Annotated in this window: 15 protein-coding genes and 1 pseudogene; 6 read left to right on the forward strand and 10 right to left on the reverse strand. The window is 62.1% G+C overall.

From position 1 onward, the window contains the following. Window positions 1–520, forward strand: a 520-nt coding sequence (locus tag BKP54_RS16550; RefSeq protein ID WP_143347940.1) for a zinc-binding dehydrogenase, incomplete at its 5' end; no start/stop codon positions are given. A gap of 117 nt (window positions 521–637) precedes the next feature. Continuing rightward, window positions 638–1,960 (forward strand): MATE family efflux transporter, encoded by a 1,323-nt coding sequence (locus BKP54_RS16555; RefSeq protein WP_084814667.1) that lies wholly within the window; start codon window positions 638–640, stop codon window positions 1,958–1,960. 206 nt (window positions 1,961–2,166) lie between these two features. Here BKP54_RS16555 and BKP54_RS16560 read toward each other — a convergent pair whose 3' ends face one another. Beyond that, a complete protein-coding gene (locus BKP54_RS16560; protein ID WP_084814668.1) occupies window positions 2,167–3,762 on the reverse strand; it encodes a winged helix-turn-helix domain-containing protein in 1,596 nt (531 codons plus the stop codon). 249 nt (window positions 3,763–4,011) lie between these two features. Here BKP54_RS16560 and BKP54_RS16565 point away from each other — a divergent pair, with 249 nt between their 5' ends. The 4 genes from BKP54_RS16565 to BKP54_RS16580 all read left to right on the forward strand — a co-directional run bounded on the left by BKP54_RS16565 (window position 4,012) and on the right by BKP54_RS16580 (window position 8,064). After that, complete coding sequence (locus BKP54_RS16565) at window positions 4,012–4,764, forward strand: SDR family oxidoreductase (RefSeq protein ID WP_025431392.1); 753 nt, start codon at window positions 4,012–4,014, stop codon at window positions 4,762–4,764. Between the two features lie 77 nt (window positions 4,765–4,841). Next, window positions 4,842–5,255, forward strand: a complete 414-nt coding sequence (locus BKP54_RS16570; protein ID WP_025431391.1) for a cupin domain-containing protein — start codon at window positions 4,842–4,844, stop codon at window positions 5,253–5,255. Between the two features lie 89 nt (window positions 5,256–5,344). Continuing rightward, window positions 5,345–6,442 (forward strand): HlyD family secretion protein, encoded by a 1,098-nt coding sequence (locus BKP54_RS16575; protein ID WP_025431390.1) that lies wholly within the window; start codon window positions 5,345–5,347, stop codon window positions 6,440–6,442. Then, on the forward strand, window positions 6,439–8,064 hold the full coding sequence (locus tag BKP54_RS16580; RefSeq protein ID WP_084814573.1) for a DHA2 family efflux MFS transporter permease subunit: 1,626 nt from the start codon (window positions 6,439–6,441) through the stop codon (window positions 8,062–8,064). Before BKP54_RS16575 ends, BKP54_RS16580 begins: the two co-directional genes overlap by 4 nt. A 194-nt stretch (window positions 8,065–8,258) precedes the next feature. On the opposite strand, the gene doeB is transcribed toward BKP54_RS16580, so the two are convergent. From doeB to ehuA, 9 genes and pseudogenes are all read right to left on the reverse strand, one after another. After that, complete coding sequence (gene doeB, locus BKP54_RS16585; protein WP_084814574.1) at window positions 8,259–9,269, reverse strand: N(2)-acetyl-L-2,4-diaminobutanoate deacetylase DoeB; 1,011 nt, start codon at window positions 9,267–9,269, stop codon at window positions 8,259–8,261. Between the two features lie 2 nt (window positions 9,270–9,271). Continuing rightward, window positions 9,272–10,453, reverse strand: coding sequence for an ectoine hydrolase DoeA (gene doeA / locus BKP54_RS16590; RefSeq protein ID WP_084814575.1), 1,182 nt, complete (start codon window positions 10,451–10,453; stop codon window positions 9,272–9,274). A gap of 31 nt (window positions 10,454–10,484) precedes the next feature. After that, window positions 10,485–11,477, reverse strand: a complete 993-nt coding sequence (gene eutC / locus BKP54_RS16595) for an ectoine utilization protein EutC (RefSeq protein ID WP_084814576.1) — start codon at window positions 11,475–11,477, stop codon at window positions 10,485–10,487. Beyond that, the gene (gene eutB / locus BKP54_RS16600; protein WP_084814577.1) at window positions 11,474–12,481 is read right to left on the reverse strand and encodes a hydroxyectoine utilization dehydratase EutB; all 1,008 of its coding nucleotides are present in this window, start codon (window positions 12,479–12,481) and stop codon (window positions 11,474–11,476) included. Before eutB ends, eutC begins: the two co-directional genes overlap by 4 nt. Window positions 12,482–12,483: 2 nt before the next feature. Further along, window positions 12,484–13,262: pseudogene (gene eutA, locus BKP54_RS16605) on the reverse strand (ectoine utilization protein EutA). Beyond that, window positions 13,262–13,924: an ectoine/hydroxyectoine ABC transporter permease subunit EhuD gene (gene ehuD / locus BKP54_RS16610; RefSeq protein ID WP_084814578.1), complete on the reverse strand. Its 663-nt coding sequence runs from the start codon at window positions 13,922–13,924 to the stop codon at window positions 13,262–13,264. Before ehuD ends, eutA begins: the two are co-directional and overlap by 1 nt. A gap of 4 nt (window positions 13,925–13,928) precedes the next feature. Further along, the gene (ehuC, locus tag BKP54_RS16615; RefSeq protein WP_057207768.1) at window positions 13,929–14,588 is read right to left on the reverse strand and encodes an ectoine/hydroxyectoine ABC transporter permease subunit EhuC; all 660 of its coding nucleotides are present in this window, start codon (window positions 14,586–14,588) and stop codon (window positions 13,929–13,931) included. A gap of 83 nt (window positions 14,589–14,671) precedes the next feature. Next, a complete protein-coding gene (gene ehuB, locus BKP54_RS16620) occupies window positions 14,672–15,523 on the reverse strand; it encodes an ectoine/hydroxyectoine ABC transporter substrate-binding protein EhuB (RefSeq protein WP_057207767.1) in 852 nt (283 codons plus the stop codon). Window positions 15,524–15,585: 62 nt separating this feature from the next. Next, window positions 15,586–16,371 (reverse strand): ectoine/hydroxyectoine ABC transporter ATP-binding protein EhuA, encoded by a 786-nt coding sequence (ehuA, locus tag BKP54_RS16625; protein ID WP_025431380.1) that lies wholly within the window; start codon window positions 16,369–16,371, stop codon window positions 15,586–15,588. Window positions 16,372–16,483 lie beyond the last annotated feature (112 nt).

Genomic DNA, 16,483 nt, shown 5'->3' on the forward strand with positions numbered 1-16,483 from the left:
GGTGACCGGCGCCGGGCCGATCGGCATCATGGGGGCGCTGGTTGCCAAGCGCTCGGGCGCGCGCAAGGTGGTGATCACCGACATCAACCCGACGCGGCTGGAGCTTGCCCGCAAGGTCGGCATCGACCATGTCGTCGATGCGTCGAAGCAGAACCTCGCCGACGTGATGAAGGCGATCGGCATGACCGAGGGCTTCGATGTCGGGCTGGAAATGTCGGGGGCAGCACCCGCCTTCCGCGACATGATCGACAAGATGAACAATGGCGGCAAGATCGCCATTCTCGGCATTGCGCCGGCCGACTTCGAGATCGACTGGAACAAGGTGATCTTCAAGATGCTCAACCTCAAGGGCATCTACGGCCGCGAGATGTTCGAGACCTGGTACAAGATGATCGCCTTCGTCCAGGGCGGGCTCGACCTGTCGCCGGTCATCACCCACCGCATCGGCATCGACGAGTTCCGCGACGGCTTCGAGGCCATGCGTTCCGGCAACTCCGGCAAGGTCGTCATGGACTGGTAAGCGGGACAACGTTTTGCAGACAGTATCGACGTAAACAGGCCGATCGGCCGGGGTGATAGAGATGTTTAGGCAAACTGGTGCGGCCGTGTGGATCTTTCCGCCAAGGCCGAATGCGCGATGAACATTTCGCCACCTGTGGAGCTGCAGGAAAACTGGAACCGCCGGATGGTCACGCTGGCGTTTCCGATCATCCTGGCCAATCTCGCGCAGCCGGTGTTGTCGCTGGTCGACACGATGGTGGCGGGGCATCTTCCTGGTCCCTGGTATCTCGGCGGGGTGGCGCTCAGCGGCGTTCTGTTCAATTTCCTGTTCTGGAGCTTCAGCTTTCTGCGGATGGCGACAACAGGGCTGGTCGCTCAGGCTTCGGGGGCCGACGACAGCGCACTCATGCGCAAGCATCTGCTCAGGGCGCTTCTCATTGCCGCTGCCGGTGGCACGATCATCATAGTGCTGCAGAAGCCGATCATCGAAATCGGGCTTGCGCTCCTTGGTGGCAGCGAAGCGGTCTACGAGAGCGCCGTGGCTTACGCTTCGGCGCGAATCTGGTCGGCCCCCGCGGCTCTCGGGAATTTCGTCCTGCTCGGTTATCTGCTGGGTCGCCAGCGGGTGATGATTTCGCTCGCGTTGCAGATCGCGCTCAATGTGCTCAATCTTGTTGCGACCGTGACATTGGTCTTCGTGTTCGACTGGGGGGTCGCCGGCATCGGCGCTGGCACCGCCATGGCCGAATGGGCTGCCTTCATTGCCGGTTTGTTGATCGTGCGACCCTTCAGTGCGGGGCCGCCGCTGGCGTTGCGCGAACTCCTGGATGGCGCCGCCTTTCGAAGCTTGATTGCAGTCAACCGCGACATATTCTTGCGCAGCCTCTTCCTGCTGGTGTGCTTCGGCTGGTTTGCGCGAAGCGGCGCTGCAGAAGGCGACGCGATCCTGGCGGCCAATGCGGTGCTCTTGAACCTCCATGGCATCACCTCCTATGGCCTCGATGGTTTTGCCCATGCAACCGAGACCCTTGTCGGATCCGTCATCGGCGCACGCCGCAAGCAAGCCCTTCGACGTGTGATCAAGGCGGCCTTCCTGTGGTCCGGACTGGTGGCGCTGCTGTTTTCACTGTGTTATGCGCTGGCTGGTCCGACGATCATTTCCCTGTTGACCAACCAGGAGGAAGTTCGCGCCGCGGCCGTCCAGTTTCTTCCCTACGTCGTCGTGTTGCCGCTGATCTCGGTGACGAGTTACATGCTCGATGGTGTGTTCATTGGCGCAATACGCACCCGGGAACTGCGCAACAGCATGTTTATCTCGACGACGGTCTTCCTCGCGACGGCATACATTCTCCAGCAAGTTTGGGGCAATCATGGGCTCTGGCTCGGGATGATGGTGTTGATGCTGGCGCGCGCGGCGACATTGGGCCTCAAACTGAAGCGTATTTTTGCGCAGCTGTGATCTGGGCGCGTTGACGAAAGGCGCCTTCGGGCCTTCGCCATCGCCTGCTTCGCGTTGCCACTGGGCGATACCGGGCTGTCTTCTGGTTTAACCCTATCGAGCAGCCTTTAGAGTGCTCGGTTGAGCAGGGAAAAGAGGATCGTTGACGGCGGCCAGTCTGTCCCGGCGAGGGCGGTGACGTCGTCATCCAGTTCAAGCCGGCGGGTTCATTCCGGCAACCCAGCCAGGCGCAAGCCATCGGCAAACCGTGCAAGATCTTCCGGGCGATGGATCGGAAGCCAGTCCTTGAGGTTGGCGATGCGCAAGGATGGATCGAGGGTGCGCAGGCGCTGCATCGCCTGTCGGGCTTCCTCCAAGCGCCCTGCAAGTGCGTTGCTCGACGCCAGAAGGGCGACCGCGACGAGGAGGCTGGGCAGGTTCCCCAGAGCCTTTTCCGCCCAGGACGAGGCGGAATCAAAGCGCCCGTCGAAGAAATGCGCGAGCGAAGTGGCGGCCTCCATGCGAAACATTTCCGGATCCAATGGGCTCAAACGAACGGCATGCGCGAGATCCTCGATTGCGTTTGCCGTTTCACCGCGGAAAACGCGCAGGGCGCCGCCGAGGAACCAGGCCGGAGCGAAGTTTGGATTGAGCAGTCGTGCCCTTTCAATGAGCGCAATGCCGCCGTCGAGATCGCCGGCGAGATGCCCGAGCGCGTGGCCGGCTCTCGTCAGCGCCACCGCATCATCCCGACCCAGTTCCACCGCCAGCCGCGCCAACCGCACGCCTTCGGCGATCTCGTGGTTCCGGTCGACCATCCAGCCGTTTAGCTTGCGCCAGAAATGGCACCAGGCCGCCCCGCCATAGGCCGATGCAAAGTCGGGGTCGAGCTCGATCGCCTTGTAGAAAAGGGCCAACGCTGCCTCGATCGCGTCGTGGGTTCCGATGTGCAGTTTCGCCATGCCACGCAGGTAATAGTCGTAGGCGTCAAGGCTTTCCGTCGGCTTGCGTTTGGCGCGCTCGATTTCCACGCGCTCGAGTTGCGGTGAGATCGCGCCGACGACACTTGCCGAAATCTGATCCTGAAGGTCGAAAATGTTGTCGAGCGCGCCCTCGAAGCGTTCTGCCCAGAGATGCGCCCCGGTCGTGGCGTCGATCAACTGGCCGGTGATGCGCACCTGGTTGCCAGCTTTACGCAGGCTGCCTTCCAGCACGTAGCGCACGCCCAGTTCCCGGCCGACTTCCTTCACGTCCACCGCCCGACCCTTGTAGGTAAAGCTCGAATTGCGCGCGATGACGAACAGCCAGCGGATGCGCGACAATGCCGTGATGATGTCCTCGACAACGCCGTCGGCGAAATACTCCTGATCCGGATCGCCGCTCAGGTGCTGGAACGGCAAGACGGTAATGGAGGGTTTTTCGGGAAGAACGAGCGCGGACGGCTGCTCCTGCAATTTTCCGGAGGCCTGTTCATTGGCGCCACGCCCGCCGGGCTGTGGCGTGTCTCCGATTTCATCGACCTCAACTTCGCCGACGAAGCGGAAACCCTTGCGCGCAATCGTGCGAACCAGGTGCTGCTCCTCGCCACTGTCGCCGATGGCCTTGCGAACGGCGTTGATGTGGCTGGTGATTGTCGATTCCGAGACCACCCGGCCGCTCCACACCGCCTCCAGCAGGTCGTCCTTGCTGACGACACGGTGACGGTTTGCCACCAGGTGCTGCAGAAGATCGAACACCTGCGGTCCGACGGCCACGACTTGCCCGCGCAGGGTCAGCTCCCTGCGCTCCTGATCGAGCACGTAGTCTGCGAACATGAACTGCAAGGCCGGCATCCCTGACCGAGCGCCACCGGTTCGTGGCCGGGGCAACTGACGAATGATATCTGACATCGATAGCGAACGCCTGGCTCGTCACGTGCCCGCAAGGGCGTCGGTCAGGCAGGCGTCTTGGACATATATTCAAGCATCCTTCAAAGGCAATTCAAGCCTGCCTCAAGGACTTCCCACATACCCGCAGGTACTCTCCATTCGTACAGACGGCAATGGTTGCGGTCGGCAAAGCGGAGAAAACCCATGAAGATCGTCGTTATCGGAGGCACCGGCCTTATCGGATCGAAACTTGTGAAGAACCTGCGCGAGCGCGGTCATGACGTGCTTGCCGCCGCCCCCAACACGGGCGTGAACACCATCACCCGCGAAGGTCTGGCCGAAGCGATGGATGGCGCCGAGATCGTCGTCGACGTGGCAAATGCGCCGGTCTGGGAAGACAAGGCCGTTCTCGAGTTTTTCGAGACCTCGGGTCGTAATCTATTGGCCGCCGAAGCCGCTGCCGGCGTTCGCCATCACGTTGCCCTGTCGATCGTCGGCAGCGAACGCCTTCCGGACAACGGTTACTTCCGGGCAAAGATCGCGCAGGAAAACCTGATCAAGGCGTCCGGCATGCCCTACTCCATCCTGCGCGCCACGCAGTTCTTCGAGTTTGTCGGCGGCATTGCGCAATCGGCCGACGTCGACGGCGAGATTCGCCTGTCGCCGGCGCTGTTCCAGCCGATTGCGTCCGACGACGTGGCGGCGGCGCTCACCGATGTCGCCCTCGCACCGCCGATCAACGGCACGGCCGAAGTAGCCGGCCCCGAGGCCGTTCCGCTCGATGAACTGGTGAGGCGCTTCCTCAAGGCAAAGCATGACACGCGCAAGGTCGTGCCGGACGTTCACGCACGCTATTTCGGTGCGGTGCTTAACGATCAGTCGCTGACACCAGGCGACAAACCGCGTCTCGGCACGATCCACTTCGAAGACTGGCTCGGCCAGCAAGCCGCACACTGAGGCTTGCGCAGTCTGCACAAAACGCTCGTCCGGGACACGGCGCGGCGTCCCACGAAACACCCATTAGGAGAACGACAATGCTGACACGGTTTCTCAAGGCCTTTGCCCTGGCAACACTCTCGATCACCCCGGTCTCAGCCGCCGACCGACCCGAGGGCAAGGTGACGATCGTATTCGACCACGTCCTTCCGAACGTTCCCGGCAAGAGCATGAAGGGCGTGCTCGTCGAGTACGGGCCGGGCGGCGCTTCGCCCGGCCATACGCATCCGGACTCGGCCTTCATCTACGCGACTGTGCTCGAAGGCGCGATCCGCAGCAGCGTCAACGGTGCGCCGGAACGGGTCTACGAGGCCGGCGAGAACTTCTACGAGGATCCCGGTGCTCGTCACGGAGTAAGTGCAAACGCCAGCGACACGAAGCCGGCGCGATTGCTCGCGGTGTTCATCGTTGAGACCGGTGAAAAGGAACTGACCACGCCCATCGGCGAATGACCATTGAACGCGTTTCCGCGCGGACAGCCTTTGGCAACTCCATCGAAAGGCTGCCTGGCGACCACCTAACCCCAACAGGAACTGAGAAAATGGATCCGCTCGAAGACAAAGTCGCCAGCGTCGTAGGCGAGGGCGCAGCGATCCGTGGCGCCGCGAAACAGGGCAACAAGAAGAAGGTCGTCGGCCTGCTTCTGTGTCTCGGCGCAGTGATCGCCGTTGCCGGCGGATGGGCCTGGGCTCGTCCGAGCGGCGAGGCGTCGACCGACAACGCCTATGTGCGCGGCGATGTGACCGCGCTTGCCCCAAAAGTCGGGGGCTACGTCACGGCGGTGGAGGTTGATGACAACCAGACTGTAAGCGCAGGGCAGGTGCTGTTCCGGATCGATGATCGGGACTACAGGGCGCGCCTTGCGCAAGCGGTGGCCAATGTTGAAGCTGCCGAAGCTCGCCTCACCAATGTCGACGCGGAGACCGAGCTTCAGCACGCACTCATTCGGCAGGCCGAGGCCCAGAGACGTTCGGCCGTCGCCGAAATGGATCTGGCGACCAAGGCCTACGATCGCCGGCGCGAACTCATTCGCAGCAATACTGTGAGCCAGGCCCATGTCGATGAAAGCGATACGGCGCGATCAAGAGCGGAGGCGGGCGTGGCGGCTGCATCCGCCACAGTCGAGGCTCAGCAGCAACGCATAACGGTCTTTGCCGCTCAGCGCGAGGCGGCCGTCGCCGCCGTGGCCCAGGCACAGGCCGCTCGTGATCTCGCCCAGATCGATCTCGAAAGCACCGTGGTTCGCGCGCCTGTTGCCGGCGTTATCGGCAACCGCCAGGTTCGTATCGGAAGACTTGTCGCGCCGGGTAACGCTTTGCTCGATATCGTACCGGTCGCCGGGGTGTGGGTGGTGGCGAACTTCAAGGAAACCCAGCTCGAACATATCCGGTCCGGCCAGCGCGTGCACATTCGCATCGACGGTTATCCGAACGATGCCCTTGTGGGCGTGGTGGACAGTTTTGCGCCTGGCAGTGGGTCTGCCTTCAGCTTGCTCCCCACCGACAATGCGACAGGCAACTTCGTTCGTGTCGTACAACGCGTTCCGGTGAAGATCCGGCTTGCCGGCAATCCGCTGCTTGGCCGTCTGGTTCCTGGCCTATCGGCACGAGTCGCGATCGATCTGGAGAGCGGATCATGACAATGGCCGTCACCGCGATCCCGGAGCGTGAGAGATCGACGACAGGCGCGCTTCTGGTCACTGGCATTGTGCTTGCCGCCCTGACGGAGGCGATCGCCAGCACCGTCCTGTCGCTCGGGCGTAGTGATATCATCGGCGACACCTATGCAACGCCAGACGAGTTCGCCTGGCTGGATGTCGGATACACCAGTTTCAAGCTCATCGGCTTCATGACGGCCCCTTGGCTGCTCAGCCGCATCCATCCCTTGCGCCTGATTATTGCTTCGACCCTTGCCATGGGCTTGGCGTGCGCCATTGCCGCCATGGCCACTCGCCTGGACTTGCTGGTCGTCCTTCGAGTAATTCAGGGCTTCTCCGGCGGCACCCTGTTGGTCGGCGGTCAGGCGATTATTTTCCTCGCCTATCCCAGAACTCGTCAACCAATCCTGCAAGCGTTGTTCGCCATGGGGGCCGTTGTCGCGCCAGCGACGATCGCCCCGGCGCTTCAGGGATGGTTGCTCGACAGCCAATCCTGGACATGGATCTTCTACAGTATTGTCCCGGTGGCGCTCGGCGCCGCCGGGCTTCTACTGATCGTAGACATGCCAATGCCGGCAAAAGCGGCGCATCGCCCGTTTGACTGGATCGGTTTTACACTGATGTCCGTCGCGCTCTTTTCGCTCACGTATGTCCTCAGCCAGGGAAGTCGATGGGATTGGTTCGAGGAGCCTCGGATCCTGTGGCTAACGGTGATTGGCATGGCCACGCTGCTGGCGTTTCTTGGCCAACAGGTGCTGGCAAAGGGGCAGGGTCTGCTCGATTTTACCCTGTTCCGGTCGGAGGATTTCAGCTTCGCCTTCATCGTCAGCTTCGTTGCCGGCGCCGCACTGTTCGGGAGCGCCTTCCTCATTCCCTCATTCGCCGTGTCCGTTCTCGCATTCACGCCCACCGACGCTGGGCAGCTCTTGTTGCCGAGCGGTGCACTTTTCATCGGCGCGCTCCTGCTGGCTGCCTATCTCATGCAGGCCCGCCACCTTCCTCCGTTTGCCACGGTGCCCTTCGGCATCCTGATGATCATGGTCGCGATGTGGATGCTGTCCGGCTCGACCAGCGAGAGCGGCGCGGACGACATGATGGCGGCGGTCCTGTTGCGCGGTCTGGGTCTCGGCTTCCTGTTTCTATCGATCACCCTGATCGCATTCAGCAACCTTAACAGCCGCAATCTTGCCTCCGGGATCGGCCTCTTCAATACCGGTCGCCAGCTTGGTGGACTGATCGGGGTCGCAGGGCTGCAAACATTGATAGACCATAACGTTGCCGCCAATGTCGCTGTGCTTGCCGCCGACGTGACCTCAGGGGAGATCGCGGTGCTCGAACGGCTGAAGATCACGACAGCCATGCTGATGGCGAAAGGGATGGAAGGAGCTGCCGCTAGCCGGGCAGCAACGAGCCTTCTGGGCCGGGCGGTCACAAGTCAATCGACGGTGATTGCCTTCGACACTGCCTTCAACGCCGTCGCACTGCTTTTTCTGTTTGCCGCCCCGGTGCTGGTCGCCATCAAGATCGGATTGGCAAAATATGCAAAGGCACGCGTTCGGCAATCGCAAGGCGAAGAAGTCGTATTGCAATCGCTTCGCCGATAACCCGCAGGGTGTCAGGACGGGCCACCGAGGTGGCAAGACGTACGGTTCCTCGTGTTCCAGCCGCTTCGGAGCGCACAAAATCAGTCACCGGCGTTTAAGCGGGACAAAAATAGTTTTCAGCGCCTGGCTGCGAGGTTTTGGAATGGCCGTGACGGCCGGCAACCGGTTCAACGCGTGCGGTGGAACGGGTCCAACTAGACGGCAACCGCAACGACCGCGACGCAGTCTCCTGCCTTGACGAGGCCTGGGAAATGCCGGGCGCACAGGATGCCATCCATCTTCGTGCAGACGTCGGAAGGCAGGGCGCCGGTTTTGCCGATCGGGTGGATGCGGGCGACGACCTGACCGGCAACGACGCTCTCCCCCATGTCGACCAGAGGTTCGATCAGGCCGGCGTCCTCGGCAAAGGAAAAGCAATTTCCATCCGGCATATCCAGCCATTGCGTCCGGCCGGCAGCCGACCTGTCCCCACCCTTCAGGATGCCGGCCGTGTGCAAGACGTTAGCGACACCCTGTTTGGCAATCCCTGCGCTTTTTGCAGTTGCCGTGCCACCGCCTCCAAGTTCCGTCGTGATGAAGACCTTGCCCATCTCCTCCGCCGCGGTGTCGTACATTCCAACCGCGTCGATCTCGAGCATCTTCATCGAGTAGGGCGCGCAAAATGCGTCTACGAGTTCAAACGATCGTGCCTCCTGCTGCTTGTCCGGCAGGATGTGCGCCGCGCAGAACGGCAGGAAATCCAGCGTCTTTCCGCCGGAGTGAAAATCGAGGACGATATCGGCGAGCGGCAGCAGTTCGCGCTGGAAGTAATCGGCGATCTTCTCCGTCACCGTGCCGTCGGGCCTTCCGGGAAAGCTGCGGTTCATGTTGCCCTTGTCAATCGGCGATGTGCGCGTCCCCGATACGAAAGCGGGATAGTTCATGGCCGGCAGAATGATGACCCGGCCGGCCACGTCTTCGGCCTTCAGCGTGCGCGCAAGGTCGAACAGGGCGATCGGCCCCTCATATTCGTCGCCGTGATTGCCACCGGTCAGAAGCGCCGTCGGCCCTTCTCCGTTTTTTACGACGGTGACGGGGATCATCACCGAGCCCCAGGCGGAATCATCGCGGCTATAGGGCAGCCGCAGGAAGCCATGCTGGACGCCGTCCATCGAGAAATCGACGGTCGGCGAGATCGCAGACGGGCGCAGCTCTGAAACCGTCATGATCAGTCCTTCACGAAAAGCTTGCGCGGCACATTGGCGAGGCATTCGACCCCCGTCTCGGTGATCAGGATGCTTTCTGTGGTCTCAAAACCCATGTCCTCGAGCCACAGGCCGGTCATGAAGTGGAAGGTCATGCCGGGCTTCAGCTCGGTCATGTCGCCGGGACGCAGGCTCATGGTGCGCTCGCCCCAATCCGGCGGATAGGACATGCCGATCGAGTAACCCGTGCGGTTGTCCTTGACGATGCCGTACTTCTTCAAGACAGTGAAGAACGCCTTGGCGATATCCTCGCAGGTGTTGCCCGGCTTGGCCTGGGCAAGCCCCGCCTCCATGCCTTCCAGTGTCGCCTTTTCTGCGTCGATAAACGCCGGCGTCGGCTTGCCGAGGAATACGGTACGCGATAGCGGCAGATGGTAGCGATTGTAGCAGCCGGCAATCTCGAAGAATGTGCCTTCACCCGACTTCATCGGCCGGTCGTCCCAGGTCAGATGTGGGGCAGACGCCTCGACGCCTGAAGGCAGCAATGGCACGATCGCGGGATAGTCGCCGCCGATGCCGTCGACGCCGCGCGTGCCGGCATCGTAGATCTCGGCGACGAGATCGCACTTGCGCATGCCGACCTCGATCTTGTCGAAAATGCGCTGATGCATGCCTTCGACGATACGGGCAGCGTTGCGCATATAGCCGATTTCGGTTGGGCTCTTGACCGCGCGCTGCCAGTTGACCAGCGCCGTCGTGTCGACGAAGCGGGCATTGGGCAGATGCTTCTGCAAGGCCACATAGGCGGCCGCCGAAAACCAGTAATTGTCCATCTCGACACCGATCCGCAGCTTGTCGAGACCGCGCTCGACAAGCTTTGCAGCGAGATAATCCATCGGATGGCGCTCCGTGGACTGCACATAGTGATCGGGGTAGCCGATGATGTTCTCATGGCTCAGATAGGCCGTCAGCTTGGCGCCATTGGCATCCTGCCCGCGCCCGTACCAGATCGGCTCGCCGGTCGGCGGCACCACCACCGCCTGATGCACGTAGAACGACCATCCGTCATAGCCGGTGAGCCAGGCCATATTGGTCGGATCGCTGACAATGAGCAGGTCGACGCCCTTTTCCTCCATGGCCTTGCGCGTCTTTTTCAGTCGCGCCTCATACTCCCAAAGGGAAAATTTGAGATTGGGTTGGGTCATGTCTCTCCCTCATTCTCCGGCCGTGCCGGTCTCAACTTTCAAATGTCGTGCCCTTGCCGCGCTCCTGCGCGCGGGCGAAGGCAAGCGTGGCAATGGCGGTGTCCTGGATCCCGGTGCCCGTCAGGTCGACGATCGTGATCTGGTTCGCATCGGTGCGTCCCTGCCGCTGGCCGGCGATGATTTGGCCGAGCTCGGCAAAGTCGGCGTCGGCGGCAATGGAGCCGGCCTTTATGGCGTGGTGCAGTTCGCCGAGACGCCGCGTCTGCTTCAGACTATCGGCGACATAGAGCGAGGCTCGGGCGATTGCTGCGGGTTCGATCTCGTTCTTGTGCTCGGCGTCGGAACCCATCGCGGTCAGATGTTGGCCGGGCTGCAGCCAGGCAGCTTGGAGGATCGGTGTTTCCGCCGGCGTCGTGGTGACGATCACATGCGCGCCATCCACCGCTCGCTGCGCATCGCGTTCAGCGCGCACGGGAAATCCGAACTTCGCTGTCAGCGACCGCGCCGCAGCCTCTGCCTTTTCGCTATCCCGACCCCAGATCCGCGCTTCCCGGATCGGCCGTACCAGGCAAAGAGCTTCGAGCTGCAGCATCGCCTGCATGCCGGCACCGAAAATAGCGGCCACCGAGGCGTCCGGTCGCGAGACGTGCCTGGCAGCAACCGCGCCCGCCGCCGCCGTGCGCACGTCGGTCAAATAGCCATTGTCGAGCAGCAGCGCCTGCACGACACCTGTTGTTGCCGACAGCAACACCATCAGGCCGTTGGTGCTTGGCAGTCCGAGCATGGGATTGTCGAAGAAGCCGGGACTGATCTTGATCGCGAACCCGTCTAGACCGGGGACATAGGCTGTTTTGACGTCGACTTCTCCCCGGTGTTCGGGGATGTCGAGGCGCAGGATCGGCGGCATCACCACAGCTTTCGTGGCGAGCGCGTGAAAGGCATTCTCGACGCAATCGACGGCCGCAAGGTCCAGCGGCACGATCGCCCTCAGGTCGGCCTCGGTCAAAATGGTCATGCGTGTCATGCCGCATTCTCCCGCAACAGATCCGTCTCGCCATTTACCACGCGCCGGTGCAGCCCCATGTCGACGTTGCGACCGGAGAGGATCAGCGCAAGCGGGCGGCCGTGCGTGTCGATCTTGCCGGCAAGCAGTGCCGCAATGCCGACCGCACCTGCGCCTTCGACGATCTCGCGCTCCTGCGCGTAGGCGTGCCGCATGCCAGCGGCGATCTCCGCTTCCGAGAGCAGCACGACGTCGTCGAGCAGCGCGCGACACATGGCAAAGGTGACGCGATTGGCAAGGCCGATGCCGCCGCCAAGCGAGTCGGCAAGACTTGGTACTTCGGCAACCTCGACGGGGCGACCCGCATCGAGGCTCGCCTTCATCGCCGCGCCCCGTTCCATGGTGATGCCGATCACCCGAACGCCTGGCCGGCGCGTCTTGACCGCCAGCGCCACGCCCGAGGCCAGGCCGCCGCCGGAAAGCGGAACGAGCACGGTTGCGACCTCCGGCATGCTGTCGACGATTTCGAGACCGAGCGTGCCCTGGCCGGCAACAACAGCCGGATTGTCGAACGGCGGCACCATCACGAGCCCGTCCTGCTCGACGAGCCTTTCGACTTCGCGCTGGGCATCGTCCTGCGAGGCACCGGTGATATGGACCCTGGCGCCAAGACGACGAATTTCAGCGACCTTGTTGTCGGGAACGAGGTGCGACATGCAGATCGTCGCAATCGTGCCTTCGGCCTTTGCGGCATGGGCGAGAGCCCGGCCGTGATTGCCTGTCGAGGCGGCAACGACGCCACGCTTGCGCTCGTCAGGCGACATGGACAGCAAGGCGTTGCAGGCACCGCGCAATTTGAAGCTGCCGGTGGTCTGGTGATGTTCCAGCTTGAGCCCGACAGGCACACCCGACAACTCGGACAGGGATGGCGAGAGAACCAAAGGCGTTCTCAGCACATGCGCCGAAATCCGGCGGGCCGCCGCTTCAATGTCGCCATAGGCCACGGGCAGGGGAGATCCGGACATGCTCAAACTCCCGCCATCGGCAGCGTCATCAGGCGGCCGAGCTGAGGACGGTGCTCGTCATCGCCGCAAAGGCGCAGGCACGCCCAGGCGGTTGCAAGATTGCTGGTGACAACGGGCTTGCCGATCGCATCCTCGATCCTGGCAGCGACAGAGGCGGCGCGGACCGCCGTGCAGGAAATGAAGAGCGCGTCGGATTTCTCCGCCATCGCCTCCCTGGCGAAAGCAATGATTTCGTCGGCACCGATACGCGCCATTTCGCGATCATCCGTCAGGCCAAGGCAGGTAAACCGATCGATCGTAAATCCGCTCTCAGCAAAATAATCCGCCATCGGCCGGCTGGTCTCGAGGGTATAGGGGGTCAGCACGGAAATGCGGCGGGCACCGAGGGCATGGAGGCCTTTGACCGCCGCCGCCGTCGGGGTGACGACCGGCACGTTGGGCTTTGATGCATGGATTGCCGCCGTGACCTGCTCGTCGCCGATGACCACCGAGGCCGAGGTGCAGGAATACATGATAACGTCGAGCTGTTCGTCGGGCAGGATCAGGCCGGCGGCGTCGTCAGCGACGGCTGCATCGCGCGCAGGTTTTCAGGCGTGACCGGGTTGGCATAGTGGATGCGCGCGACATAGACGCCAACGCGGTCGCTTGCGACCATGCGCTGGAAATCCGGCTCGGTCGTGTGGTCGGTGGCGAGGATGATCAGTCCGACGCGTTTTTCGAGCGGGCGCTCGTCAAGCGTCGGAGCACGAGAGGCGAGGGAAAGAGAGAGCGTTTTTTCCATCAACGTTCCTCCACGCGACTGTAGCGTTCTTCCAGCCACCTGAGGAAGACGACCGAGATGAGGCTCATGACCAGGAAGAACACGCCGACAAGCGTCATCGGTTCGATGTAGCGATAGTTGCTGTTGGCGATGCTTTTCGCCTGGTTCATCAGTTCCAGAACAGTGATGGCCGATAACAACGGTGTCTCCTTGAACATGGCAATCAGATAGTTCGCCAGCGCCGGGATCATGGGCGGTATCGCCTGCGGCAGGATCACGTGCAGCCAGGTCTGGCGCAGCGTCAGATTGGTGGCGCGCGCCGCCTCCCACTGTCCGCGCGGGACGTTCTCGATGCCGGCGCGGTAGACTTCCGCCGTGTAGGTGCCGTAGTGGATTCCAAGCCCGATGACGCCGGCGACAAGGGCAGGCAGGCTGATGCCTATGTCAGGCAGGACGTAGAAGATGAAGTAGAGCTGGACAAGCAGCGGCGTGCCGCGAATGAACTCGAGGATGAAGCCGACCACTCGGGCAATCGGTTTCGGAGCCGAGAGCCTGAGGATCGCAAAGATGAGGCCGACGACGGCGGCGACCACTGCCCCCAGAACCGTGGCCAGGATCGTGATCTTCAGGCCTTCGAGCAGGGTCGGAATGATCTGCCAGACGAAATTCCAATCCCATTCCATCAGATCAGGCCCTCACGCCATCAAGGCCGCGCGTCATGCGCCGCTCAAGCCAGCGCATGCTGCGCGAAATGACCCAGGACATCAGGAAGTAGAGAACGAGGATCACCGTGAACGGGATCAGCGTATTGCCGGTCTGGGCACGCACGACCTGTGCCTGAAACGTCATGTCTGTCAGCGAGATCAGTGAGACGACGGCCGTTCCTTTCAGCAGCTCGATGGCGTTGTTGCAGAAGGTTGGCAACATCAGCGGCAAGGCCTGGGGCAGGATGATATGGCGCATGGCCTGAGAGCGGGTCAGGTTGAGCGCGATGCAGGCTTCGCGCTGCTCCCGGCCAATCGCCTTCACCGCACCACGCACCACCTCGGCACCATAGGCTCCGACATTGAGGCCGAGCGCCAGGACGCCCGCCTGTAGCGGCGTCAGCGTGATGCCTGCGAAAGGCAGCACGAAGTAGACCCAGAAGAGCTGCACGAAAATCGAGGTGCCGCGAAAGAACTCGATATAGGTCGTCGCCAGCGCCCGTACCGCCATGAAGCGGCTGACGCGCGCAAGCCCTGCCACGAAGGCCATGACGACTGCGAGCGCCGAGCCAAGCACCGTCAGCTGCAGCGTCACCAGCGCGCCCTGCAATATCAGCCCTATGTAGCCGGACCAGTCGATCATCGTTGTTCACATTTCCAGTCGTCGTCGTGAGCGATCGAGACCGGCTCCCTTGTCGCAAGCGCGAAGAAGGGAGCCGGAGAACCTTACTGGGCCGCGCAGAGCTTTTCGCGCGTCGTCGACATCGCCGCCTTGGCGGAAAAGCCATAGGGTTCGATGATCTTGGCGAACTCACCTGATTCCTTCAGCTTCGCCAGCTCGACGTCGAAGGCGTCGCGCAGCGCTTCGTCGCCCTTCTTGAACGCGGCGCCGTCGCAGTAGACCGGCGCACCTTCGACAGGGGCGACAACCTCGAGGTTCGGGTCGTTGGCTTTCGACATCAGGTCGTTGATCGACAGGACCGGGAGGGAGTAAACGTCGATGCGCCCATCCTGCAGCATCTTCAGCCCGCTCTGACCATCAGGCACGACAATGACGCGATCGCGCGGAACGCCGGCTTCCAGCGCCAGCTTTTCCTCGGTGCCGCCGCCCGGCGCGCCGATCTTGACATCGGGATTGTCGGCAATGTCCTTGTAGCTCATCAGCTTCAAGGGATTGCCCTTCTTCAGCGCGAAGGCTTCCGCGTCGCAAAGAACCGGTTCCGAATAGGCAACCGCTGCACAGCGCTCGGGCTTCATGAAGAGGCCGGCGGTGATCGCATCGTGCCGCCCGGCCTGAAGGCCGGGGATCATCGCGCCATATTCGGAGATGGATGCGGCGACATCAGCAACGCCGAGGCGCTTGAAGATTTCGCGGGCAACGTCCGGTGCGGCACCAGACACCTTGCCGTCGGCCCCCACTGCGGTGAACGGCGGCTCGTTGGCGATCGCAATGCGGGCAAAGCCCTGTTCCTTGAGCTGCTGCAGCTTGTCGTCGTCAGCAGCGGCCGGGGTTGTGGCAACGAATGCCATCAGCGTCGAAACGCTTGCGGCCACTGTCATGAAATGCGTCATTTTCATCGGTATCGGCTCCTCTGGCTGTTCTTCATCTTCTTGTTTGGGGCACATCCCGGCGCGAACGCTCAGACGCGGTGCCCTGCCGCGATTATCTTGCGCAGGAACACTTGCGTGCGCTCTTGCTTCGGATGACGGAAGATGTCGTCCGGTTTGCCTTCCTCGACGATCTTGCCGCGGTCGAAGAAAAGGATCCGGTCGGCAAAATCGTGGGCAAAGCCCATCTCATGGGTGACGAGCAGCATCGTCATGTCGGTCTCGGCTGCGAGTCTGCGCATGACGTTCAACACTTCCTCGACAAGCTCGGGGTCGAGTGCGGATGTGACTTCGTCAAACAGCATGATCTTCGGCGACAGCGCCAGCGCCCGGGCGATCGCCACCCGCTGTTTCTGCCCGCCCGACAGCTGCGCGGGCATGCTTTTGGCCTTGTCGGCCATGCCCACCATGTCGAGAAGCTCCATTGCCCGCTTTTCCGCGGCCGGCCTTGCCATGCCCTTGGTAAGCATCGGCGCCAGCGTGACATTGTCGAGAACGCATTTGTGCGGAAACAGGTTGAAGTGCTGGAAGACCATGCCGATCTTCTCGCGCATCCGGTGAAGGTAGCGCTCGTCTGCGGCAACGAGGCCGCCGTTCCCGGGCATGTGATAGAGCTGTTCGCCATCGACATGGATATGGCCGCCGCTGATCGTCTCCAGCGTCATCAGGATGCGCAGGATCGTCGTCTTGCCGGAGCCGGACGGACCGATGAGCGCAAGCTTTTCGCCTGGCATGACCTGCATCGACAGACCGTCGAGCACCGTCAACGGACCGTAGCGCTTGATGATGTTATCGATGCGGATGATGGGTTCGGGCATTCACGTCTTTCCCTGGTGGGGACCGGTGATGCCTTAACGATGATCGCCCATCTAAATCATGTCAATTGGAATAATAATATCATGACAATTATTCCGATTCCGCTCGGAAAAT

It is taken from the genome of Ensifer sp. 1H6, from assembly GCF_001976035.1.
Lineage (GTDB): Bacteria > Pseudomonadota > Alphaproteobacteria > Rhizobiales > Rhizobiaceae > Ensifer > Ensifer canadensis.